Annotated in this window: 16 protein-coding genes; 1 reads left to right on the plus strand and 15 read right to left on the minus strand. The window is 68.5% G+C overall.

All coding sequences use genetic code 11. The features are described 5' to 3' along the window. Positions 1–19 precede the first annotated feature (19 nt). The 10 genes from CLU95_RS07135 to CLU95_RS07180 all read right to left on the minus strand — a co-directional run bounded on the left by CLU95_RS07135 (position 20) and on the right by CLU95_RS07180 (position 12,412). Positions 20–742, minus strand: coding sequence for an SDR family oxidoreductase (locus tag CLU95_RS07135; protein ID WP_099791735.1), 723 nt, complete (start codon positions 740–742; stop codon positions 20–22). A 139-nt stretch (positions 743–881) separates the two neighbouring features. Next, positions 882–1,694: a cyclase family protein gene (locus tag CLU95_RS07140; protein ID WP_099791737.1), complete on the minus strand. Its 813-nt coding sequence runs from the start codon at positions 1,692–1,694 to the stop codon at positions 882–884. 17 nt (positions 1,695–1,711) lie between these two features. Beyond that, positions 1,712–2,965, minus strand: a complete 1,254-nt coding sequence (locus tag CLU95_RS07145; RefSeq protein WP_099791739.1) for an SDR family NAD(P)-dependent oxidoreductase — start codon at positions 2,963–2,965, stop codon at positions 1,712–1,714. Between the two features lie 85 nt (positions 2,966–3,050). Then, a complete protein-coding gene (locus CLU95_RS07150; protein ID WP_099791741.1) occupies positions 3,051–4,226 on the minus strand; it encodes a thiolase family protein in 1,176 nt (391 codons plus the stop codon). Further along, positions 4,223–5,857, minus strand: a complete 1,635-nt coding sequence (locus CLU95_RS07155) for an AMP-binding protein (protein ID WP_099791743.1) — start codon at positions 5,855–5,857, stop codon at positions 4,223–4,225. Before CLU95_RS07155 ends, CLU95_RS07150 begins: the two co-directional genes overlap by 4 nt. Positions 5,858–5,867: 10 nt before the next feature. Beyond that, positions 5,868–6,356 carry an aromatic-ring-hydroxylating dioxygenase subunit beta gene (locus CLU95_RS07160; RefSeq protein ID WP_099791745.1) on the minus strand — a complete coding sequence of 163 codons (489 nt, stop codon included), beginning with the start codon at positions 6,354–6,356 and terminating at the stop codon, positions 5,868–5,870. After that, positions 6,356–7,669 (minus strand): aromatic ring-hydroxylating dioxygenase subunit alpha, encoded by a 1,314-nt coding sequence (locus tag CLU95_RS07165; RefSeq protein ID WP_099791747.1) that lies wholly within the window; start codon positions 7,667–7,669, stop codon positions 6,356–6,358. Before CLU95_RS07165 ends, CLU95_RS07160 begins: the two co-directional genes overlap by 1 nt. 31 nt (positions 7,670–7,700) lie before the next feature. Beyond that, positions 7,701–8,687, minus strand: coding sequence for a PDR/VanB family oxidoreductase (locus tag CLU95_RS07170; RefSeq protein ID WP_099791749.1), 987 nt, complete (start codon positions 8,685–8,687; stop codon positions 7,701–7,703). A 22-nt stretch (positions 8,688–8,709) separates the two neighbouring features. Continuing rightward, on the minus strand, positions 8,710–10,215 hold the full coding sequence (locus CLU95_RS07175; protein WP_099791751.1) for an indolepyruvate oxidoreductase subunit beta family protein: 1,506 nt from the start codon (positions 10,213–10,215) through the stop codon (positions 8,710–8,712). Between the two features lie 4 nt (positions 10,216–10,219). After that, on the minus strand, positions 10,220–12,412 hold the full coding sequence (locus tag CLU95_RS07180; protein WP_099791752.1) for a thiamine pyrophosphate-dependent enzyme: 2,193 nt from the start codon (positions 12,410–12,412) through the stop codon (positions 10,220–10,222). 144 nt (positions 12,413–12,556) lie between these two features. On the opposite strand from CLU95_RS07180, the gene CLU95_RS07185 reads away from it, so the two are divergent. Then, positions 12,557–13,033, plus strand: a complete 477-nt coding sequence (locus tag CLU95_RS07185; RefSeq protein WP_099791754.1) for a MarR family winged helix-turn-helix transcriptional regulator — start codon at positions 12,557–12,559, stop codon at positions 13,031–13,033. 21 nt (positions 13,034–13,054) lie between these two features. Here CLU95_RS07185 and CLU95_RS07190 read toward each other — a convergent pair whose 3' ends face one another. From CLU95_RS07190 to CLU95_RS07210, 5 genes are all read right to left on the minus strand, one after another. Continuing rightward, the gene (locus tag CLU95_RS07190) at positions 13,055–13,933 is read right to left on the minus strand and encodes a quinone oxidoreductase family protein (protein ID WP_099791756.1); all 879 of its coding nucleotides are present in this window, start codon (positions 13,931–13,933) and stop codon (positions 13,055–13,057) included. Continuing rightward, positions 13,930–14,733 (minus strand): alpha/beta fold hydrolase, encoded by an 804-nt coding sequence (locus CLU95_RS07195; protein ID WP_099791758.1) that lies wholly within the window; start codon positions 14,731–14,733, stop codon positions 13,930–13,932. Before CLU95_RS07195 ends, CLU95_RS07190 begins: the two co-directional genes overlap by 4 nt. Beyond that, a complete protein-coding gene (locus tag CLU95_RS07200; RefSeq protein ID WP_099791760.1) occupies positions 14,730–15,734 on the minus strand; it encodes a 3-hydroxybutyryl-CoA dehydrogenase in 1,005 nt (334 codons plus the stop codon). The genes CLU95_RS07195 and CLU95_RS07200 overlap by 4 nt, the downstream gene beginning before the upstream one ends. Continuing rightward, on the minus strand, positions 15,724–16,797 hold the full coding sequence (locus CLU95_RS07205; protein WP_099791762.1) for an NAD/NADP-dependent octopine/nopaline dehydrogenase family protein: 1,074 nt from the start codon (positions 16,795–16,797) through the stop codon (positions 15,724–15,726). The genes CLU95_RS07200 and CLU95_RS07205 overlap by 11 nt, the downstream gene beginning before the upstream one ends. 215 nt (positions 16,798–17,012) lie before the next feature. Next, a complete protein-coding gene (locus CLU95_RS07210; protein ID WP_180288562.1) occupies positions 17,013–18,977 on the minus strand; it encodes a DEAD/DEAH box helicase in 1,965 nt (654 codons plus the stop codon). Positions 18,978–19,102 lie beyond the last annotated feature (125 nt).

Consider the following 19,102-nt stretch of genomic DNA (forward strand, 5'->3'; position numbering starts at 1 on the left):
ACGAACGCTGAAATGGAAACTAGAGGGCGAGGCTGCCGACGCTGGTGCCGCCGCAGACGTACAGCACCTGACCGGTGACGAAGCTGTTCTCGGGCGCGGCGAAGAAACGCACGGCGCGTGCCACGTCGGCCGATTCGCCCAGGCGCTTGACCGGCACCGAGGCCGCGAGCGCGCGCTCCTTCTCGCTGCCGGCTTCGACCACGTCGTAGAACATGTCGGTGCGGATCGGGCCCGGCGCCACCACGTTCACCGTGATGCCGTCGGCCGCGAGCTCCAGCGCCCAGGTGCGTGCCATGCCCAGCATGCCGGCCTTGGTGGCCGAGTAGCTGGTGCGCGTGGCCAGGCCCAGCGCAGCGCGGGACGACAGCAGCACCACGCGGCCGAAGCGCTGCGCACGCATCGCGGGCAATACGCCTTGCACGAGCTGGATGGCACAGCCCAGGTGCAGGTCGACCAGCGCATCGAGGTCGTCGAGCTTCACCTCGGGCAGCAACGCAGCGCGGATGACGCCGGCGTTGTGGACGATGGTGGTGGGTGCGAAGCGTTCGACGAGTTCGCGCACGGCCTCGCCAGTGGCGGCGCGGTCGGCCAGGTCGACCTCGAGGCTGTGCATCTTGGGGTGGTCGATCTCGGCCTTGCGGCGCGCGAGCGAAATCACTTCGTAGCCTTGCGCGAGCAGGTCTTCGCAGATCGCCTTGCCGATGCCGGCGCTGCCGCCCGTAACCGCTGCAATCTTGTTCATGCGCGCGCTCCCCGCGTTACTCCCTCTCCCGCTTGCGGGAGAGGGTTGGGGCGAGGGTGACCCCCGAGGCCTTCGCAAGCACCCTCATCCCCCGCCTTCTCCCGCGAGCGGGAGAAGGAGCCGATACCGCAGCGCGGGCTCACAGCGAAGCTCCCACCAGGGCCAGCACGCGCAGCGGGCTGCCGCTGCCCTTCTCGATCTTCAGCGGCGGGCAGATCAGCACCGCGCCCGCGGGCGGCAGCAGGTCGAGGTTGCTCAGGCACTGCAGGCCGTAGCGGCCCGCGCCGTGCATGTAGTAGTGACAGGGGTACGGCGGACGCAGGTGGTAGCCCTGCCCCGCATCCGTGCCGATGGCTTCGGAGCCGAAGCCCAGCACGTCGCGTTGCTCGACCAGGAAGCGCACGGCCTCGGTGCTCGGGCCCGGCGTGTGCTGGCCGGTCTCGTCGAAGTTCTGGTACGCCTCGGGGTCGCTGCGCTTGGACCAGTCGGTGCGCATGAGCACCCACGCGCCCTTGGGAATGCGGCCGTGCGCGGCTTCGTAGCGTTCGATGTCGGCCACGCTCAGCAGGTAGTCGTCGTTGCCCTGCACATCGGCCGAGCAGTCGATCACACAGGCCGGCGCCACGAAGTGCTGCACGGGAATGGTGTCGACCGAGTTGTTCGGCAGATCGCGGCCCGAGATCCAGTGGATCGGCGCGTCGAAGTGCGTGCCGGTGTGTTCGCCGCAGGAAAAGTTGTTCCAGTACCAGCCCGGGCCGCGCTCGTCGTACTTCGACACTTCCTCGATGCGGAAGGGCCAGCACTGGCCCATCTCGGGCGGCAGCGCGATCTGCGGAAACTCGGGCGTGAGCGTCTGCGTGAGGTCGATCACGCGGATGCGGCCACTGGCCATGGCGGTCACGAGGCCGCCGAGGATTTCGGCGGCGGACATCAGTTCGGTTGTCGTGGTCATTCGTGTGGCTCCTGTTCTCAGCCGCCTGCGGCCAGTTCGCGTTCGAGCACCTTGGGGTTGTCGCGCCAGCGCTCCAGCCACTCCTGCGCCACGTCGCCCGGGTACACGTCTTCCACGCCGTCGCGCAGCGCCTTCACGATGGCGTTGGCCAGTGCGGTGGGCGCCAGCTTGGGCGGCGGGGTGTGCTGGTTCCATTCGTCGTCGATGGGGCCGGGGAACACGTTGATCACGCGGATGCCGGCGGGCCGCATCTCGGCGCGCAGGCACTGCGCGAGCGAATGGGCCGCGGCCTTCGAGGCGCTGAAGGTGCCGTGCGGCGGGAAGTTGCTCAGCGCGTAGATCGACAGCAGGTTGACCCACGCGGTCGCGCCTGTCTCGCCGTCGGCCGAGCGGCCCTTGAGCGCAGGGCCGAACTCCTGCGCCAGGCGCAGCAGGCCGAAGTAGTTGATGTCCATCTCGGCCTTGGCCACATCGGTGCCGCGGCGTGCGCCGATGCCGAAGGTGCGGTGCACCTCGGCGTTGTTGATCACGATGTCGACCTTGCCGCCGATGGCGCCGGCCAGCTCGGTCACCTGGCGGCCGTTGGTGAGGTCGAGCGGCACCAGCGTGACCTGCGGCAGCGCCGAGATGTCGTCCAGCCCGTCGCCCATCTTCTTCCAGGGTTCGGCGTGGCCGACCCAGACGATGTCGGCGCCGGCCTTCACCAGCGCACGCACGATGGCCTGGCCCGTCTCGGTCTTGCCGTCGGTCACCAGCACCTTGCGGAACTTCGGGTCGCTGGTCATTTCGCGCAGCATCTTGTCGTCGGCCATGTGGGGACTCCCTTCATTCGGAAAAGCAATGAGAACGGCCTGGCCTGCGCGGTCGAGCCGGGCGCCCACGCGCACACGTGTGGGCGCATCGCCGACCTCGCCGTGCAGGTGGACCATGAGCGTCGGTCCGGCATCCAGGTGCACCAGGCCCAGCCGCCAAGGCAGCCGTTCGCGAAAGAACAGGTCGTTGCTGTGGTGCAGCGTGGTGCTGCCGAGCAGCGCGCCCTCGCCGCTCTGCTGGCGCCAGCGCAGCGCCGACGACAGGCACTTGTGGCAGACCTCGCGCGGCGGGTACTGCACCGTGCCGCAGTCTTCGCAGGTCTGCAGCTCGAAGCGGCCTTCGGCGGCAGCAGCCGTGAGGCCGAGCGCGACGCGGCCGCGCGCGCCGGGCGGCAGGTTCATCTGCCGGGTGCGCAGCACCGGGTTCTTGCGCGGGGGGCGCATCATCGGCATGGTCATAGCGCCTCCGCCGGGCCGCCCCAAGGCAGGCGCGCGGCCCCCTCGGGGGGCAGTGCAGCCGCGAAGCGGCAAACGTGGGGGTACATCATTCCGGTCTCCCCAAGATGACCGCGCCCGTACAGAGGCAGCGGTCGTAGGTCACCATGCCGAAGCCGGCAACGAGGCCCAGCTGGGCGTTGGGCACGGCGCGGGCGCCGGCCTGGTCCGTCAGTTGACGGATCGCCTCGACCATGCCGAGGAACCCACCCGCCGCACCGGCCTGCCCGGCCGAGAGCTGGCCGCCGCTGGTGTTGTTCGGAAAGCTGCCGTCGAAGGTCATGGTGTTGGCCTGCACGAAGGCCGAGCCTTCGCCCTTCTCGCAGAACCCCAGGTCTTCGAACTGCATCATCACGATGACGGGGTAGTCGTCGTAGGTCTGCACGAAGTCGAGCGCGGCGGGCTGCACGCCGGCCTGCGCATAGAGGTCGTCGCGGTCCATGCGCCAGCCGCCCTGCACCATCACCGGGTCTTCGGCGTAGGCGTTATGGCGCTCAATGGCGCCGCGGATCACCACGTGCGCCAGGCCCAGGTCGCGCGCGCGCTCCTCGCTCATCACGAGGAAGGCGTCGGCACCGGCGCAGGGCATCACGCAGTCGAACAGGTGGATCGGGTCGGAGATGGGCCGCGCGGCCATGTACTCGTCGAGCGTGAGGCCCTTCTTGAACATGGCGTTCGGGTTGCCGAGCGCGTTGGTGCGCTGGTCCACGCAGATGCGGCCGAAGTCTTCGCGCGTCGCGCCGTAGGTGCGCATGTAGTTGGCGGTGATGAACGCGAAGATCGAGTTCGGGCCGCCCGAGCCGTAGGGGTAGCTGGCATCGCGCGCGAAGTTGCTGAAGCTGCCCAGCGTCTGGCGGAAGGAGTCGACGTGGTTGGTGTCGGCGCCCACGCAGGCGACGATGTCGGCATCGCCCGCCTGCACGGCGCGTGCTGCGCGGCGCAGGCACATCACGCCCGAGGCGCCACCGGTGGGCATGTGGTCGAGCCAGCGCGGCGACAGGCCCAGGTGCTGCGTGACGCCCACGGCCGTGTCGGGCGAGAGCGAGAAGCTGCTGAGGCACAGGCCGTCGATCTGTTCCTTGGCCACGCCGCTGGCCTGCACCAGCGCATCGATGGCCTGGCCGACGAACCAGTGCGCGGTGCGCGTGGAATAGCGCACGTAGGGCACGGTGACGGGCACCGCGACCGCGACGCCTTCGTAGGAAAGCCGGTTTCGCTTCGTCATGCCTGCCCCACTTGTCGTTTCTTCATGGAGCGCGTGTCGATGCAATGGCCTTGGCCCGGCAGCGACTGCGCCATCTCGCGCAGTTGCCCGCGCTGGATCTTCTGCGAGGGCGTGAGCGGCAGCGCCTCGACGAAGGCGACGTAGCCCGGCGCCTTGTAGTACGCCAGCTGCGCGAGCGCGTGCTGGACGATGCTGGCCGCCACCGCCTCCCGTTGCGCCGCACCGGTGTCTTCGCGCAGCACGATGCAGGCGAGCACTTCGTCGCCGCGCACCGCATCGGGCGTGGCGGCCACGGCGGAAGTCTTCACGGCCGGATGCTGGTTGAGCACGCTCTCGACCTCGACGGCCGAGATGTTCTCGCCGCTGCGGCGGATCACGTTCTTCTTGCGATCGACAAAAAAGAAGTTGCCTTCGGCATCGCGGCGCACAAGGTCGCCGGTGTGAAACCAGCCGTCGGCCCAGGCCTCGCGCGTGGCTTCTTCGTCCTTCAGGTAGCCGGAAAAGAAGTAGCGGCGCGGGTCGGCGCCGGCCGAGCGCACGAGCAGTTCGCCGGGCATGTCGGTGCCCACGTCGCTGCCGTCCTCGCCCATGAGGCGGATCTCGACAAAGTCTTCCTGCCGCCCGAAGCAGCTGGTGCCCACCAGGCGCGGCTCGCGGTTGGCCATGATGCAGGCGGCTGCACCGGTCTCGGTCATGGCCCAGGCCTCGACCAGCGGGAAGCCGAAGCGCGCTTCGAAGGGCGCGTGGTTCTTGCGGTCGACACCGGCGCCGAAGCCCCAGCGGATCGCGTGGTCGCGGTCGGCCGCCGACGCGGGGGCCGACAGCAGCATCGCGGGCATCACGCCCAGGTAGTGGACGATGGTCGCGCCGCTTTCCTTCGCGCTGGCCAGCCAGCTCTTCGGATGGAAGCGATCGAGCTGCACGAGGCAACCGCCTGCAATGAGCACGACCATGGTCGAGAACGCCATCGCGTTCATGTGGTTGAGCGGCAGCGGCGTGATCACGCGTTCGGCATCGGGGCGGATGCTGCACACACCGTCGAGCGCCGCATACCACTCGCCCGCGCGCAGGAAGTACGCGTTGCTCAGGATGCAGCCCTTGGGTCGGCCGGTGGTGCCCGAGGTGTAGAGCAGGCCGCATTCGGTGTCGGTGCCAAGAGGCTCGCCGGCGCGCGGCGCGGCGGTCTTCGCGGGCGGCACGGCATCGTCCGGCCCCATGGTCTCGAAGGCCACGCCGGCCTGCGCGGCGGCGGCCTGCAGATCGGCAGCGCGCTCGGGCAGCGTGACGGCCAGGCCGATCTCGCTGTGGCCGATGAGGTAGACCAGCTCGGCCGAGCGCATCTCGGCGTTGATCGGCACCACGCTCGCGCCCAGTGCGTTCAGCGCGAGCCAGTGGAAGATGAAGGCGGGCCGGTTCTCCAGCAGCAGGCCGATGCGGTGGCCGTGGCCGTAGCCGGCCTGTGCATAGGCGGTGCGCAGCCGTTCGATTTCTGCGGCGGCTTCGCCCCAGCGAATGGCGCCAGCGGCGATGCCGTAGGCGGCGGCGGTCACCGATTCGGTGAAGAGGAATTCGGCCTGCGGCGTGCGCGCGGCAGTCGCGGCGAACACCTGGTGGACGGTGGCGTGGGTCATCGCGTCCCTGTCAGATGAAGAGCTGCACGGCCGGCAGGGCCGCGTCGCAGTTGAGCAGGTCGACGCGCTTGAGCGTCATGCGCAGCGCGCCGTCCTGCACCGTGAGGTGATGGAAGAAGGTGCCGACGTAGAACTGGAGCTCGTCGCCCTGCGATTCGGTGTAGTGGAACTCGGTGCGCACCACGAAGCGGTGGGCCTCGGTGTCGAAGGTCTCGACCACGGGCGCTTGCAGCAGGTGGTGGCAGCGGCTCTGCGGCTGCTGCGAAAACGCGCGCGGGCTCTTGAGGCGCTCGATGCGAAGCTCGCGCAGCAGCTTGTCTTCGTACAGGTGCGAGGTGTGGTTGAGGCCGTCTTCCTGCTCGGGCACGAGCGGAATCCAGTAGAACGCGTCGTCGGTGAAGAGCGCGTTCCATTCCTCGTAGCGACGCGTGTCGAGCAGGCGCGCTTCGTTGACGACGAAGTCGACGAGGTCCTGGCGGGTGATATCGACGGCGGCCATTACATCGTCTCCGTCATGCGTTCGACCCAGCTGCGGTACTGGTTGCGCATGGGCAGCTCGTTGGTGCCGCCCGTGGTGATCTCGCCGCCCTTCAACTCCGATGCGTCGTAGTCGCGGTGCAGGCTCACCCACTCGTTGCCGCTCGCGTGCAGGCCGGCCTGCATGCCGCGGTAGGCCTGCAGGTCGTCGTGGCCTACCACCGAGAACGGCGAGTTGATGAGGCGGTTGTACATGGTGGTGCGCTGCAGCAGCTCGGGCGGCGCGCCCTTGAGGCGGAAGGTCCAGCTCTCGATGAGCGTCTGGTTGGCCGAAATCGGCTTGACCACGCGAATGGCCTGGATCGCGCCCTTGATCGTGAGGTTCGGGTAGTACACGGTGTTGTGCCGTGCCATACCGAGGATCTGCGCCGTTTTCTCTTCGCCGTAGCGCGCCTTCATGGCGTCGTCGTATTCGGGGATCGCCTTGTACTTGCTGTGGATGCTGAAGTGCACGCCCGTGAAGCTGTGGCCGTGGTCGTAGGTGCGGATGCCCATGTCCTCGAAGAACTTGTAGTCGGACATGAAGGGCACGAACTGCTCCACGGCCATGGGCTTGGGTTCGTCTTCGGGCTTGTCGGCCCACATGCGCTTGGCGGTGCCGGCCGACGACTCATGCGCCACCATGGGGTGCATGGTGTCGTTGAGGTTCTCGACGAACATCTTCCAGTTGCACTGGTGCATGAAGCGCAGGCAGCCGCCGGCGATTTCGAGTTCGCCCTCGGGCGAGCGGTCGGCCATGTTGTCGATGGAGCTCAGCGAATCGCCGAAGTAGTCGTCGAAGTCGGGGCCCGCGTCGTTGATCTTCACGAAGATGAAGCCGCGGTGGCTGCGCACGTGCTTCACGGGGGTGAGGCCCTTGCCCGACTCGCACTCGTGCAGCTGGGTGTGCTCGTAGCCGGTCTTCAGCGGAATGGCCAGCGGCGCGCCGTCGGTCTTGAAGGTCCAGGCGTGGTACGGGCAGCGAAAGAACTTGCCGGTGTTGCCGCAGGGACCGTTCACGAGGCGCGAGCCCTTGTGGGCGCAGCGGTTCATCATGACGCGCACGCTGCCGTCGCTGTGGCGCACGACGATCAGCGGACGGCCCGCGATCTCGTTGGTGATCCAGTCGCCCGACTTGGGCAGCTGGCTCTCGTGGCCGACGTAGTTCCAGGTGTTGGCGAAGAAGTGCGCCTGCTCCACCTCGAAGAGGTCCTGGCTGATGTACAGGTCGCGGTGCACGCGGTCGTTCTGCACGAGCGCGCGAACGGCATCGGGGTTGTCTCGGTACGACGGCATGGTTCTCCTGGCTCCTTCCTGGCTTTTCTTTTCAGAGGTCGAGCACCAGGCGCGCACCCTTGGCGCGCGAGATGCAGATCTGCATGACGGTGCCTTCCGCCTTCTCGCGGGCGGTGAGCACGTAGTCGCGGTGGTCAATCTCGCCTTCGATCACGGGCACGGCGCACACGCCGCATTCGCCGCGCTTGCAATCGAACATCGGGTCGCAGCCGTGTTCGATGAGGCAGTCGAGGATGCTCTGGCCGACCGGCACGGTGAAGCGCTGGCCCGACTGGGCGAGCTCCACCTCGAAGGGCTGGTCGCCCTCCTCCACGACGGGTTCGGTGAAGAGCTCGAAGTGCACGCGGTCGTGTTCCCAGCCGCGGGCCTGGGTGCGCGCGAGCACGGCGTCGAGCATGACCTTGGGGCCGCAGACGTAGAGGCGGTCGCCGGCGGGCACGCCGTCGAGCAACGCGTCGATGTCCAGCGGCGCGCCGGCCTCGGCGTCGGCATGCACGCGCAGGTCGTCGCCGAGCAGCGCCTGCAGCTCGGGCAGGAAGGCCATCAGGTCGCGACTGCGGCCGGCGTAGTGCATGCGCACGGCGGCGCCTTCGGCACGGCGGCGCGCGGCCATCGAGGCGAGCGGCGTCACGCCAATGCCACCGGCCACCAGCACCGTGCCACCCGGACCGGTGTGCAGCGGAAAGTCGTTCTTCGGCGGCTCGATGGTGAGCACGCTGCCCTCGGCCAACTTTTCGTGCATGAAGCGCGAACCGCCGCGGCCTTCGGCCTCCTTGCGCACGGCGATCACGTAGTCGGTCGGGGCGTTGGTGGCGTTGCGCTCGGTCGCGAAGTTGATGAGCGAGTAGTGGCGCCAGTCGGTGGTGCCATCAGCCAGCGTCACCTGCACGCGGATGTGCGCGCCGGCGGCGAAGCCGGGCAGCGCGCGGCCGTCTTCGGCGCGCAGGCGCAGCAGGCGGATCAGCGGGTTGAGGGCGCGCGCTTCGACGACGCGAAGCTGGAGCGTGGGGGCGGTCATGGGGCGGGGTCCCTTCGTCTCTTCAGGCCAGGGCGTGCTGCGCCAGCGCGGCTTGCAGCTTGTGGCCGTGTTCGTCGGCGAGCGCGGCGTCGCGCAGTTCGCGCAAGGTGGCGGGCGCCAGTGCGGCACCCGCACGTTCGAACGCGCGCATCACGGTGTCGTAGTTGCGCAGGCCGCGCTCGTGCGTGTCGCTGTAGCCCTTGACCAGGCGCTGGCACTGGGCGAGTTCGACGGCGAGCGCGGGGTTGCGTTGCGCGGTGGCGGCGATGCGTTGCAGCCACTCTTCGATGCGGCGGTTTTCGTCGGCGTAGCGCATCGTCGACCGGCGCCAGCGCTTCATCGCGGCCACGGTGCGCAGCATCAGGTAGCCGCGCAGCGAGCTGGTGCGGATCACGCGGCCGTGCTGCGTGAAGCGCTCGACGATCTTCCTGGGCAGCGTGGAGTGCATGAGCCAGCGGCCGATGCCGCCGGGCAGCGTCTCGCAGATTTCCTGCAGGCGCGGGTGCATGTACTCATGGATGGCGAGCACCTGGCCCGGCTGCACGCCGGCCTCGCCGCGCACGCGCTCGAAGCGGGTCGCGCGGGTCTTCAGGGCGGCGACGCGGGCCGTGTCTTCGTAGGACATCCACAGCGCGAGGTGGCGCGCGGTTTCGCGCAGCAGGCGGTGGGCGTCGTCCGGCAATTTCGCAACAGCGGCCATGCGGTCGAGGTAGAGGCCGGCGTAGGCCAGGTCCTGGTAGTCGATGAGGCGGCGCACGCCTTCGAGCAGGAAGTCTTGCGCGGGCAGCGGAAAGTCGCGCTGCACGCGTTCGACCAGCGCGCGCACGGCCGGGTGGCGCGGCTGCGGTGCGGGCGTGGCGGCCGGTGCGACCTTGGCGGGTTCGCCGTCGTCGCCGTCCTGTGCGCGATCGAATGCCGCACCGAAGGCCTTGAGGCTGGGCTTCACGCCCACGCCGCCGCGCTCGATGGTGGCTTCGAACTGCGCGCGGCCGAAGGGCAGCACGCCCGAGCCCGCGAGCGTGCCGAACAGCACGGCACTGATCACGCTGCCCGAGGCCTCGGCGGCCTGCGCCATGTCGAAGCGGATGAAGCGCTTGGCGGCGCGCGCGGTGTGGGCGAGCAGCTGGTCGCTGTCGACACGGCCGTCGCCCATGGCGCTCTTCTCGGCGATGGAGAAGACGCGGTGCGTCGAAGCGATGAGCGTGGTGCGGTCGCGCGTGACCAGCCCGCGCTGCACCGCGCGGCCGGCTTCCATGAGCTCGGAAGCGAGCACCACGTCGACGTCGCCCGGCAGCGGCATCAGCGCGAGCACGGGGCGTCCGCCGTCGGCGTGGGCCTGTGCATCGGGGTACAGCTCGACGTAGTAGATGGTCGCGCCGGTGCGCTGGGCCACGCCCGGCACGGAGGTGGTCTGGGCGACGTAGCCGTTGGCTTCGCCCATGTCGACGATCCAGTCGGCGAGCACGCCGCCGCCCTCCCCGCCCATGGCGAGGATGGCAATCTTGATCGGTTGAACGGTGTTCGTCATGGCGTCAGAAGGCATAGGCGTCACGGCGGCGCGCGTCACCGCGCTGCAGCCAGCCGATCACGGTGGTGCGCACGCGCTGGCGGAAGCGGTCCCAGGCGGTCGGGTTGCTCACGACCTGCGCCTTGTAGAACGAGGGGCACAGCACGGCGGCGTGCGAGACGTCGCCGCAGTTGCCGCAGCCCACGCAGCTGTCGAGCACGGTGGCGACGGGGTCGATGCGCAGCGGATCGGGGTTGGGCTTGATCGACAGCGAGGGGCAGCCCGACAGGCGGATGCACGAGTGGTCGCCGGTGCAGGTGTCGGCGTCGACGCCGAACTTGTCGCGCACCATGCGCTTGCCGTCGGCGATGGCCTTGCGCACCAGCGGCTTCTCGCGGCGCTGCTTGTTGAGCATGCACTCCGACTGGGCGATGAGGACCTTGGGGCCCTTCTTGGTGGTGGTGAGTGCGTCTTTGAGCGCGTCGCGCATGCCGGCGACGTCGTAGGTGCGGCGGATCGTCTTCACCCATTCGACGCCCACGCCGCGCACGGCGCGCTCGATTTCGTGGCCGGTGCTGCGCGTCTTGTTGACGGCGGTCGACGAGAGGATGTCCTGCCCGCCCGTGGCCGAGGTGTAGTTGTTGTCGACAATGATGGTGAGGTTGTCGCTCTTGTTGAAGACCGCGTTGGCCACGCCGCTCGTCAGGCCGTTGTGCCAGAAGCCGCCGTCGCCCATCATCGAAATCGCGCGCTTGCCCGCGGGTGCGTTGAGTGCCGAGGCGCCCGCACCGCCGAGGCCGTAGCCCATCGTCGTGTTGCCGATGTTGAAAGGCGGCAGGATCGAGAACAGGTGGCAGCCGATGTCGGCGCTCACGTGGTGCGCACCGAGTTCGCGCTCGACCAGCTTCATGGCACTGAAGATCGGGCGCTCGGGGCAGCCGGTGCAAAAACCCGGCGGGCGCGAATGCACCACGTCGCCGAGCGCGCTCGACGGCTGCGCGGGCTCGGGCGCATCGTCGACGCCGATGGCCGCCACTTCCTTCAGCGGAATCACCTTGCGCACCGGTGCGGGCACCGGCAGCGGCGCGAGGCGTTCGTAGCGCTCGCAGAAGGTGCGCGTGCCCTTGAGCAGTTCGAGCGTCGTGTACTCGCCGGCCACGGGCAGCATGTCCTTGCCGTGCAGTGCAGTGGTGGAGCCGGCCTGGCGCAGGATGGTCGCGAGGTTCTGCTCGACGAAGTTGGGCTGGCCTTCTTCCACGATGAGCACGGCGCGCTTGCCTTCGCAGAAGCGGATGACTTCGCTCTCGATGACGGGGTAGGCCACGTTCATCACGTACAGCGGCACGCGGGTCTCGCCGTACACGTCGGCCAGGCCCAGGCGTTCGAGCGCACGCAGCAGCGTGTTGTAGCTGCCGCCCTGCACGATGATGCCGATGTCGTCGGCGTCTTCGGAGAAGAACTCGTTGAGCTGGCGCTCCTCGATGAAGCGCACGGCGGCGGGCCAGCGGTCTTTCACCTTTTCTTGTTCATGCACGAAGCTCGCGGGCGGCAGCACGATGCGGCTGACGTCGCGCTGCGGGTTCTCCAGCGCGTCCTTCAGCGTGAACTTGGCGCGCTTGTTGTCACCCGCGACGAAGTGGCCGTGCACGTGGCAGGCGCGGATGCGCAGCTGCAGCATCACCGGCGTGTTGCTGGCTTCGGAGAGATCGAAGCCCTGCTTCACCGCATCGACGATGCTCGGCAGGTTGGGCCGCGGATCGAGCAGCCAGATCTGCGACTTCATGGCGAACGCATGGCTGCGCTCCTGCATGATCGACGAGCCCTCGCCGTAGTCCTCGCCCACGATGATGAGCGCGCCGCCGGTGACGCCGCCCGAGGCCAGGTTGGCCAGCGCATCGGACGCCACGTTGGTGCCCACAGTCGCCTTGAAGGTGACGGCGCCGCGCAGCGGGTAGTTGACGGAAGCGGCCAGCGTGGCGGCGGCAGTGGCTTCGCTCGCGCTGTTCTCGAAGCGGATGCCGTGGTCGGCCAGGATGTCTTGTGCGTCGGCCAGCACATCCATCAGATGCGAGATGGGAGCGCCTTGGTAGCCCGCCACATACGACACGCCCGACTCCAGCAGGGCCTTGGTGACGGCCAGAATGCCTTCGCCGCGGAACACTTCTCCACCAGTAAGTCTCAGCTTCTTGACTTCTTCGACGAACGAACGCTCAGCCATGGATGTCCTTCTTCTTTCTCGTGGGAGGATGCGGCCCCGGGGTCACATCACGGTTCCTATAATGTTTAGAAATGAATGTATCCACAATCATGAATTACCCTAGCCATGCAATCCGCATGCCTGCGGCAAACAGGAGGCACCGTCATGTCTGAACCGCTCAAGGAAACGCATCGCTTCGTCGACGACTACCTGCCCGCGCTGCTTGCGCAGGCCAGCCAGCTGATCTCTTCAGAGTTCCACGAAGTGGCGCGGCAGCAGGGTTTTTCGGTGTCGGAGTGGCGCGTGATGGCGTCGCTGGCGGGCAGCGATGCGGTCAGCATCGGCCAGCTCGCGCAGGTGACGGTGACCAAGCAGCCGACGGTGACGCGGCTGCTCGACCGCATGGAAGCGCGCGGCCAGGTCGAGCGCCTGCCCCATGAAAGTGATCGCCGCATCACGCTGGTGCGCATCACGCCCGCGGGGCTGAAAGCAGTCGAGCACCTGATGGAGCTGGCGCGCGAACACGAGCGCCGCGTGCTCGAACCCTTCGGCCTGCGACGTGCCGAAGAGCTCAAGCAGACGCTGCGGCAGATGATCGACCTGCATGTGCATGTGCCGGTCGAGGTGCCGGACGAAGACTGAAGCGCGTGGCCTGAGGCCTGACTAGGGCACGAGCACCGCGCGGCCGCGGTGGCCACGTTGCGCGATCCAGTCGAGTGCCAGCGCGGCATCGGCAAGCGCGAAGGGCTGCACGTCGAGGTGCAGGCGGCCATCGGCCAGGCGAGAAAGCAACTCTGGCGCGGCTGCGCGGCCTGCGGCTTCGCGCCTGAACATGTTGAGCGGCAGCAGCGCCACGTCGCGCTGCAGAAAATGCGCGATGTCCAGCTGCAGCGTTGGGCCGGCGGTGTAGCCGATCAGCACGGCGCGACCGCCGGGGCGCACGGCAGGCAAGGCGCTCGCGAGCATGTCGCCGCCGACGGTGTCGATGAGCAGGTCGACGCTGGCGACTTCAGGCGGTCCGGCCTTCGGATCGACGGGCGTTGCATTGCAGCCTGCATCGCGTGCCAGCTGCATCACCAGCGAACCCACAGCGCCGCTTGCGCCCGTCACCAACACTTGCTCTCCAGGCTGCAATCGGGCGACGTCATGCAAGGCGACCCAGGCCGAGGTGGTGGGCGAGAAGAACGCCGCGCCGAGCGCCATCGGCACGGCATCGGGCAGCACACCGAGTGCGTCGTCGGGCGCATCGATCAGCTCGCACCAGGTGCCGTCGAACAATGTGCCCAAGCCGCTGCCGCGCAACCACACGCGTTGTCCCTCTGCATAGCGCTCGCTCTCGACAACAACGCCCGCGGCTTCCACGCCCGGCGTGTAGGGCAACGGCGGATGACGCAGGAAGCGGCCTTGCCACACGGTGCGGTCGATGTGGCCGACAGTGGCGGCCTGCATGCGCACGAGGGTGCGGCCGGGTCGCGCGACGGGGTCGGCCACGTCTGCGAGCGCCGGCGCGGCATCGAAGCCATGGATGCGAACGGCCCTCATGGCCGCGTCGCCAGAAAATCGAGCACCGCGCGCGCGAAGGCCTCCGGCATCTGGTCGGGCAAGGGCACCATGCCGCCGTCGATGTCGACGATGCGCGCCTGCGGCAAGTGATGCTGCAACTCCGCCGCATGCGGCGCCGCGAAAGGATCGAGCGTGGCGCGCACGATGAGCGTCGGCTGCGTGACGCGGCCGATGTGATCTTCCATGCGGTACGAGGCCACGGCGCGGTGCCCTTCTTCGACACGGTGGCCGACCTTCATCGCATCGCGCACGAAGGCCTCGAGCAGGTCAGGACGGCCGGGCGGGTAGAAGGCCTGCCGCTTCTGCCACAGCGCAGCGAGGTGGCTGCCGTCGTCGCTGGGCTCCACTTCGTCGATGGGCGGACGCTGCGCGCGGGCACGGCGAAACACCTCGTCGGTGTACGGCGTGGACGACAGCACGAGGCTGCGCACGCGCTCGGGAAACGCCGCGGCCAATTCGATCGCGACCACGCCGCCGGTGTGATGCCCCACCACGTCGGCCCGCGCGATGCCGAGCGCATCCAGCAGCTCGCAGGCGACGCGCGCCCATTGCGCAATGCTCGCGGGCACGCCGCCGTCGGCCGAATCGCCGAAGCCCGCCGTGTCCATGGCGATGGCGCGGTAGCCCGCGCCGGCGATCAGCGGCAGCACCTCGCGGTACTCGGCCCAGCTGCGTGGCGACTGGTGCAGCAGCAGCACGGCCGGCGCTTGCGAATCGCCGCACACGGCGTGGTGCACCTGCCCCACCGACAGGTCGGCGAAGGCACGGCGGATGGTCATGACAGCGTCTCGTCGGCCGGTGCGCGCCAGAGGCCGGCGTGCTTGAGTTCACCGAGCGTGCGCGAGAGCACGTCGCGCCGATACGCGGCGGTGTCGCGGCCTGCGTAGTCGTAGAAGCCGCTGCCGGTCTTGAGGCCCAGCCGCCCTTCCTCGACCATGCGCCCGACGATGGCCGGCGCGGTGTAGCGCCCCGCGTCGAGCGAAGCCGACATCTCGCGGCTCGCGTGGTGCAGGATGTCGCAGCCGCCGAAGTCGATGAACTCGACCACGCCGAGCGCCGCGAAGCGCAGGCCCAGGCCGTAGCGCGTGGCCTTGTCGATTTCTTCCGCTGTGGCAGCGCCTTCTTCGATCATGCGGGCCGCCTCGTTCATCACGAGCGCCTGCAAGCGCGGCACGATGTAGCCCGGCGACGCGCCGCAGACCACGGGCAGCTTGCCGATGGCCTCCATCAGTGCCTTCGTGCGTGCGAGCACGCCGGCGTCGGTGCCGGGGTGGCAGCTCAGTTCGACCACGGGAATCACGTAGGCCGGGTTGAGCCAGTGCATGTTCAGGAAGCGCTCGGGGCGACGCACCAGTGCGGCCAGCTGCGTCACGAGGATGCTGCTGGTGGTCGAGGTGAGGATCGCGTCGTCGCTGCAATGGCGGTTGAGTTGCTCGAAGGCCTCGCGCTTGGCCTCCATGGTTTCGGGCACGCCTTCGAACACCAGCTCAGCGGCGGCCAGCGCGCGCAGTGCTTCCGCTGCATTCACGAAATCCACGCGCGCGGCGATGCGCTCGACCTGCGAAGCGTCGATCACGCCGAGTTGCGCAAGGCCGGAAAGGCTCGCGGTGATTTCCGCTTGCGCCTCGTCGCTCAGCCGCTGCCAGGCCTCGGGCGTGCGCGGGCGCAGGTCGATCAGCGAGATGCGATGGCCCGCATAGGCGAACGCGATGGCGATGCCGCGGCCCATGCGGCCGGCGCCCACGGCGGCGAAGCGCGGCGGCGCGGGCTCATTCGCCATCGTGCAGCCTCTGCTTGAGCTGGGTCGCGCTCAGGCTGGCCAGGCCCAGGCTTTCGAAGGTGCGCGGGCCCTGGCGCAGGTCGCGCCCGAGGAAGCCGCCGACGATGGCCAGCAGGCCGTGCGCGATGGGCGCATCGACGCCCGCATGGCGCGCGGCCGAGGCCAGGAAGGCCAGGCCGAGTTCGGTGTCTTCGGTGATGTAGCGGTGCGTGTGCAGGTCGATGTTCTCGCGCCAGTCGCCCGACTTGACGAGCTGCTTGTGCGCGTCGCCGTACATCCACTGGTCGTTGTTGTAGTGGTCGGCCAGCGGATAGTGCGGCGCGCCCTGCCCGAAGGCCTCGCGCACGGCCATGCGCTCGCGGTCGAGCCGGTCGGTCACGTCGCGCACGGCGCGCTGCGTGCCTTCGTTGTGGATGTCCCAGCGCTCGAAATGCTGCAGCGGCGCCGCGTTCATCACCATCAGCGGCGGGTGGATGACGGGGCCGGCGTTCATGAGCGCGCCCGAGAGCGCATCGCCGCAACCGTGCGCGGCTGGGTAGGCGCGGCGGATCACCTCGATGGCCTGCGCCTCCTTGCGCGCCGGGTAGACGCCGGTCGGCAGGCGGATCGCGCGGATGGTGACGTTGACTTCGCGCTCGCCGTGCTTGCGCGCAAGGTACGGCAAGGTGCCGGTCTCGGCCCAGGCCACGTCGGCGCGGTTGCCGGCGGCCTTCACCGCCTGCGCCATCACGTAGCTGCCGAAGGTGCCCGGCGGCAGGAACACGACCTGGCCATCGACGAGGTGCGGCGCCATGGCCAGCGCGATGTCGTGCTGGGCGATGGCGGGCGTGGGAATGACGATGAGTTCGGCGCCCTTCAGCGCCGCGCCGATGTCGGAGGTGGCGAGCGCGATGGGCACCTCGCGCACACCGGCAGCGTCTTTCAGCGTGATCGCGCCGGCTTGCACGAGCGGTTCGAGCGCGGCGGCGTCGCGGCGCCACAGGCGCACTTCATGGCCGGTTTCAGACAGGTCCGCAGCAGCCGCATAGGCGCCGTGGCCACCCCCAAGGATCGCAATTTTCATGATCGAAAGTCGAGAACAGGTGTCGATGAACCGGCAGCCGCGAACGGACCGGGGAGAAGCAATGCGCTATTACATTACTTTTCATCGATTCAGGTGTCAACCAACTTCATGCAGATCGGGCTGCTCGGAAACCCGACAACGAAAAAGCCCGCGTTCGTGAGAAGCGCGGGCTTTTTGGGGGAAGCAGCCTTTTTCAAGGCCGCTTGCAGGGGCGATCAGCGGCTGGGCTTGAACGCGCGCTTTTGCGCGTCGCGGGGCACGAACACCTTGCCCGGGCCACCGTGACCGGCGCCATTGCCGCGCGGTGCGAAACCTTCGCGGGGGGCAAAGCCCTCGCGGGGTGCAAAGCCTTCACGGGGCGCGAAGCCACCGCCTTCGCCGCGACCGCCGCCATGGCCGTGGCCACCGCGCGGGGCGCTGTCGCCCCAGCCCGGCTTGCGACCGTAGCCGCCACCACCGCCGCCATTGCCGCCTTCGTCACGACCGCCGCCGAAGCCGGCGTTGTTGCCGCCGCCATGGAAGCCGCGCGGGGCTTGGTGACCGTGGCTCGGAGCCGGGCCGCGTGCGTTGCGGTCGTTGAAGCCGCTGGCGCCGGCATAGCCGCCGCCGTTGTTGCCGCGGTAGCCACCGCCACCGCCGCCGCCTGCACCGCCGTTGCCGAACTTGCGGTCACGCGACTGGTTGTCGCCGCGGCCACCGCGGTACTCGCCCATCGGGGGACGCGATTGCGGCATGCGCTGTTGCGGCTCGAGGCCGGCAACCACTTCCGCCTTGAACTGCTGGCGGCTGTACTGCTCGATGTCCATGATCTTGCGGCGATCGCGGAACTCGGCGAACGTGATGGCCAGGCCATCGCGGCCGGCACGGCCGGTGCGGCCGATGCGGTGGGTGTAGTCCTCTGCCTTCATCGGCAGGCCGAAGTTGAAGACGTGGGTGATGGTCGGCACGTCGATGCCGCGGGCGGCAACGTCGGTGGCCACCAGGATCTGCACCTGGCCCTGGCGCAGTGCCATCAGGCGGCGGTTGCGCAGGCCCTGGCTCAGGGCGCCGTGCAGCGCGACAGCGCTGAAGCCTTCTTGCTGCAGGTCGTTGGCGAGGCCGTCGCACTCGACTTGCGTGCTGGCGAACACGATCGCCTGGTTGATGCTGGTGTCGCGCAGCCAGTGGTCGAGCAGCTTGCGCTTGTGCTGGCTGTTATCAGCCCAGTACAGCGACTGCTTGATGTTGGCGTGCTTCTCTTGCGGGCTGTCGATGGTGATGCGCTGCGGCTCGCGCATGACGCGCTGGGCCAGCTGCTGGATGCGCGGCGCGAAGGTGGCGCTGAACATCATCGTTTGCTGGCGCTCGATGGTGAGCTGGTTGACTTCGGCCAGGTCATCGGCAAAGCCGAGGTCGAGCATGCGGTCGGCTTCGTCGACGACCAGGAACTTGACCTGGTCGAGCTTGAGCTGCTGCGAGCGCTGCAGGTCGAGCAGACGGCCCGGCGTGGCCACCACGAGGTCGGCGTTCTGCAGCTTGGCGATCTGCAGCTGGTAAGGCATGCCGCCCACCACGTTGGCGACGCGCAGGCCGCGGCAATGGCGAACCAGTTCGATGGCGTCGTGTGCAACTTGCTGCGCGAGTTCGCGCGTCGGGCACAGGATCAGGGCGCCAGGGGTGGCGGCCTTGAAATGACGGGTGTTGGTCGGGTCCTTGCGCTTGGGCTTCTTGAGCGGTGCTTCGCCGCGGGCAGCAGCTTCAGCGGCCAGGCGCTGGAACTCGGCCTTGGCTTCAGCTTCGGCTTCGGCCTGGCGCTTGAGCAGCGTGTGCAGCACGGGCAGCAGGAAGGCTGCGGTCTTGCCCGAACCGGTCTGGCTGGAAACCATCAGGTCGACAAAACGGGCCTTGCCGTCCTGGCCGGCTTCGCCGCCCATGGCAAGCGGGATCACCTTGTCTTGCACGGTCGTGGGCTGGGTAAAACCCAGGTCCGCCACGGCGGCGATCAGTTCGGGTGCGAGGCCCAGGCGGATGAAGCCGTTGGGCAGGCTGGGCTCTTCGGCCGCAGCGATCTCGGGAGCGGCTGCGTCGAGCGCATCGAGGATCGGAGCCTCGGACACGGTTTCCGCGACAGCGGTGAATTCGTTATGGGTAGCGGATTGCACAGGCGCGAGTTCGCCCTGCGCTTCAAAAGCGTCGGTCATGTAGATATCAATCTCAAACGCGAGCGCTGCCGTAGGCGGCGCCCCGTTGGTGGTTAAAAACATCAACCATCCAACGACATTCAACTTCCGGCTTTCGTCGGAGGCTGCGGCCCTTTTTGATCAGC

This window comes from Variovorax sp. 54 (assembly GCF_002754375.1).
GTDB lineage: Bacteria > Pseudomonadota > Gammaproteobacteria > Burkholderiales > Burkholderiaceae_C > Variovorax.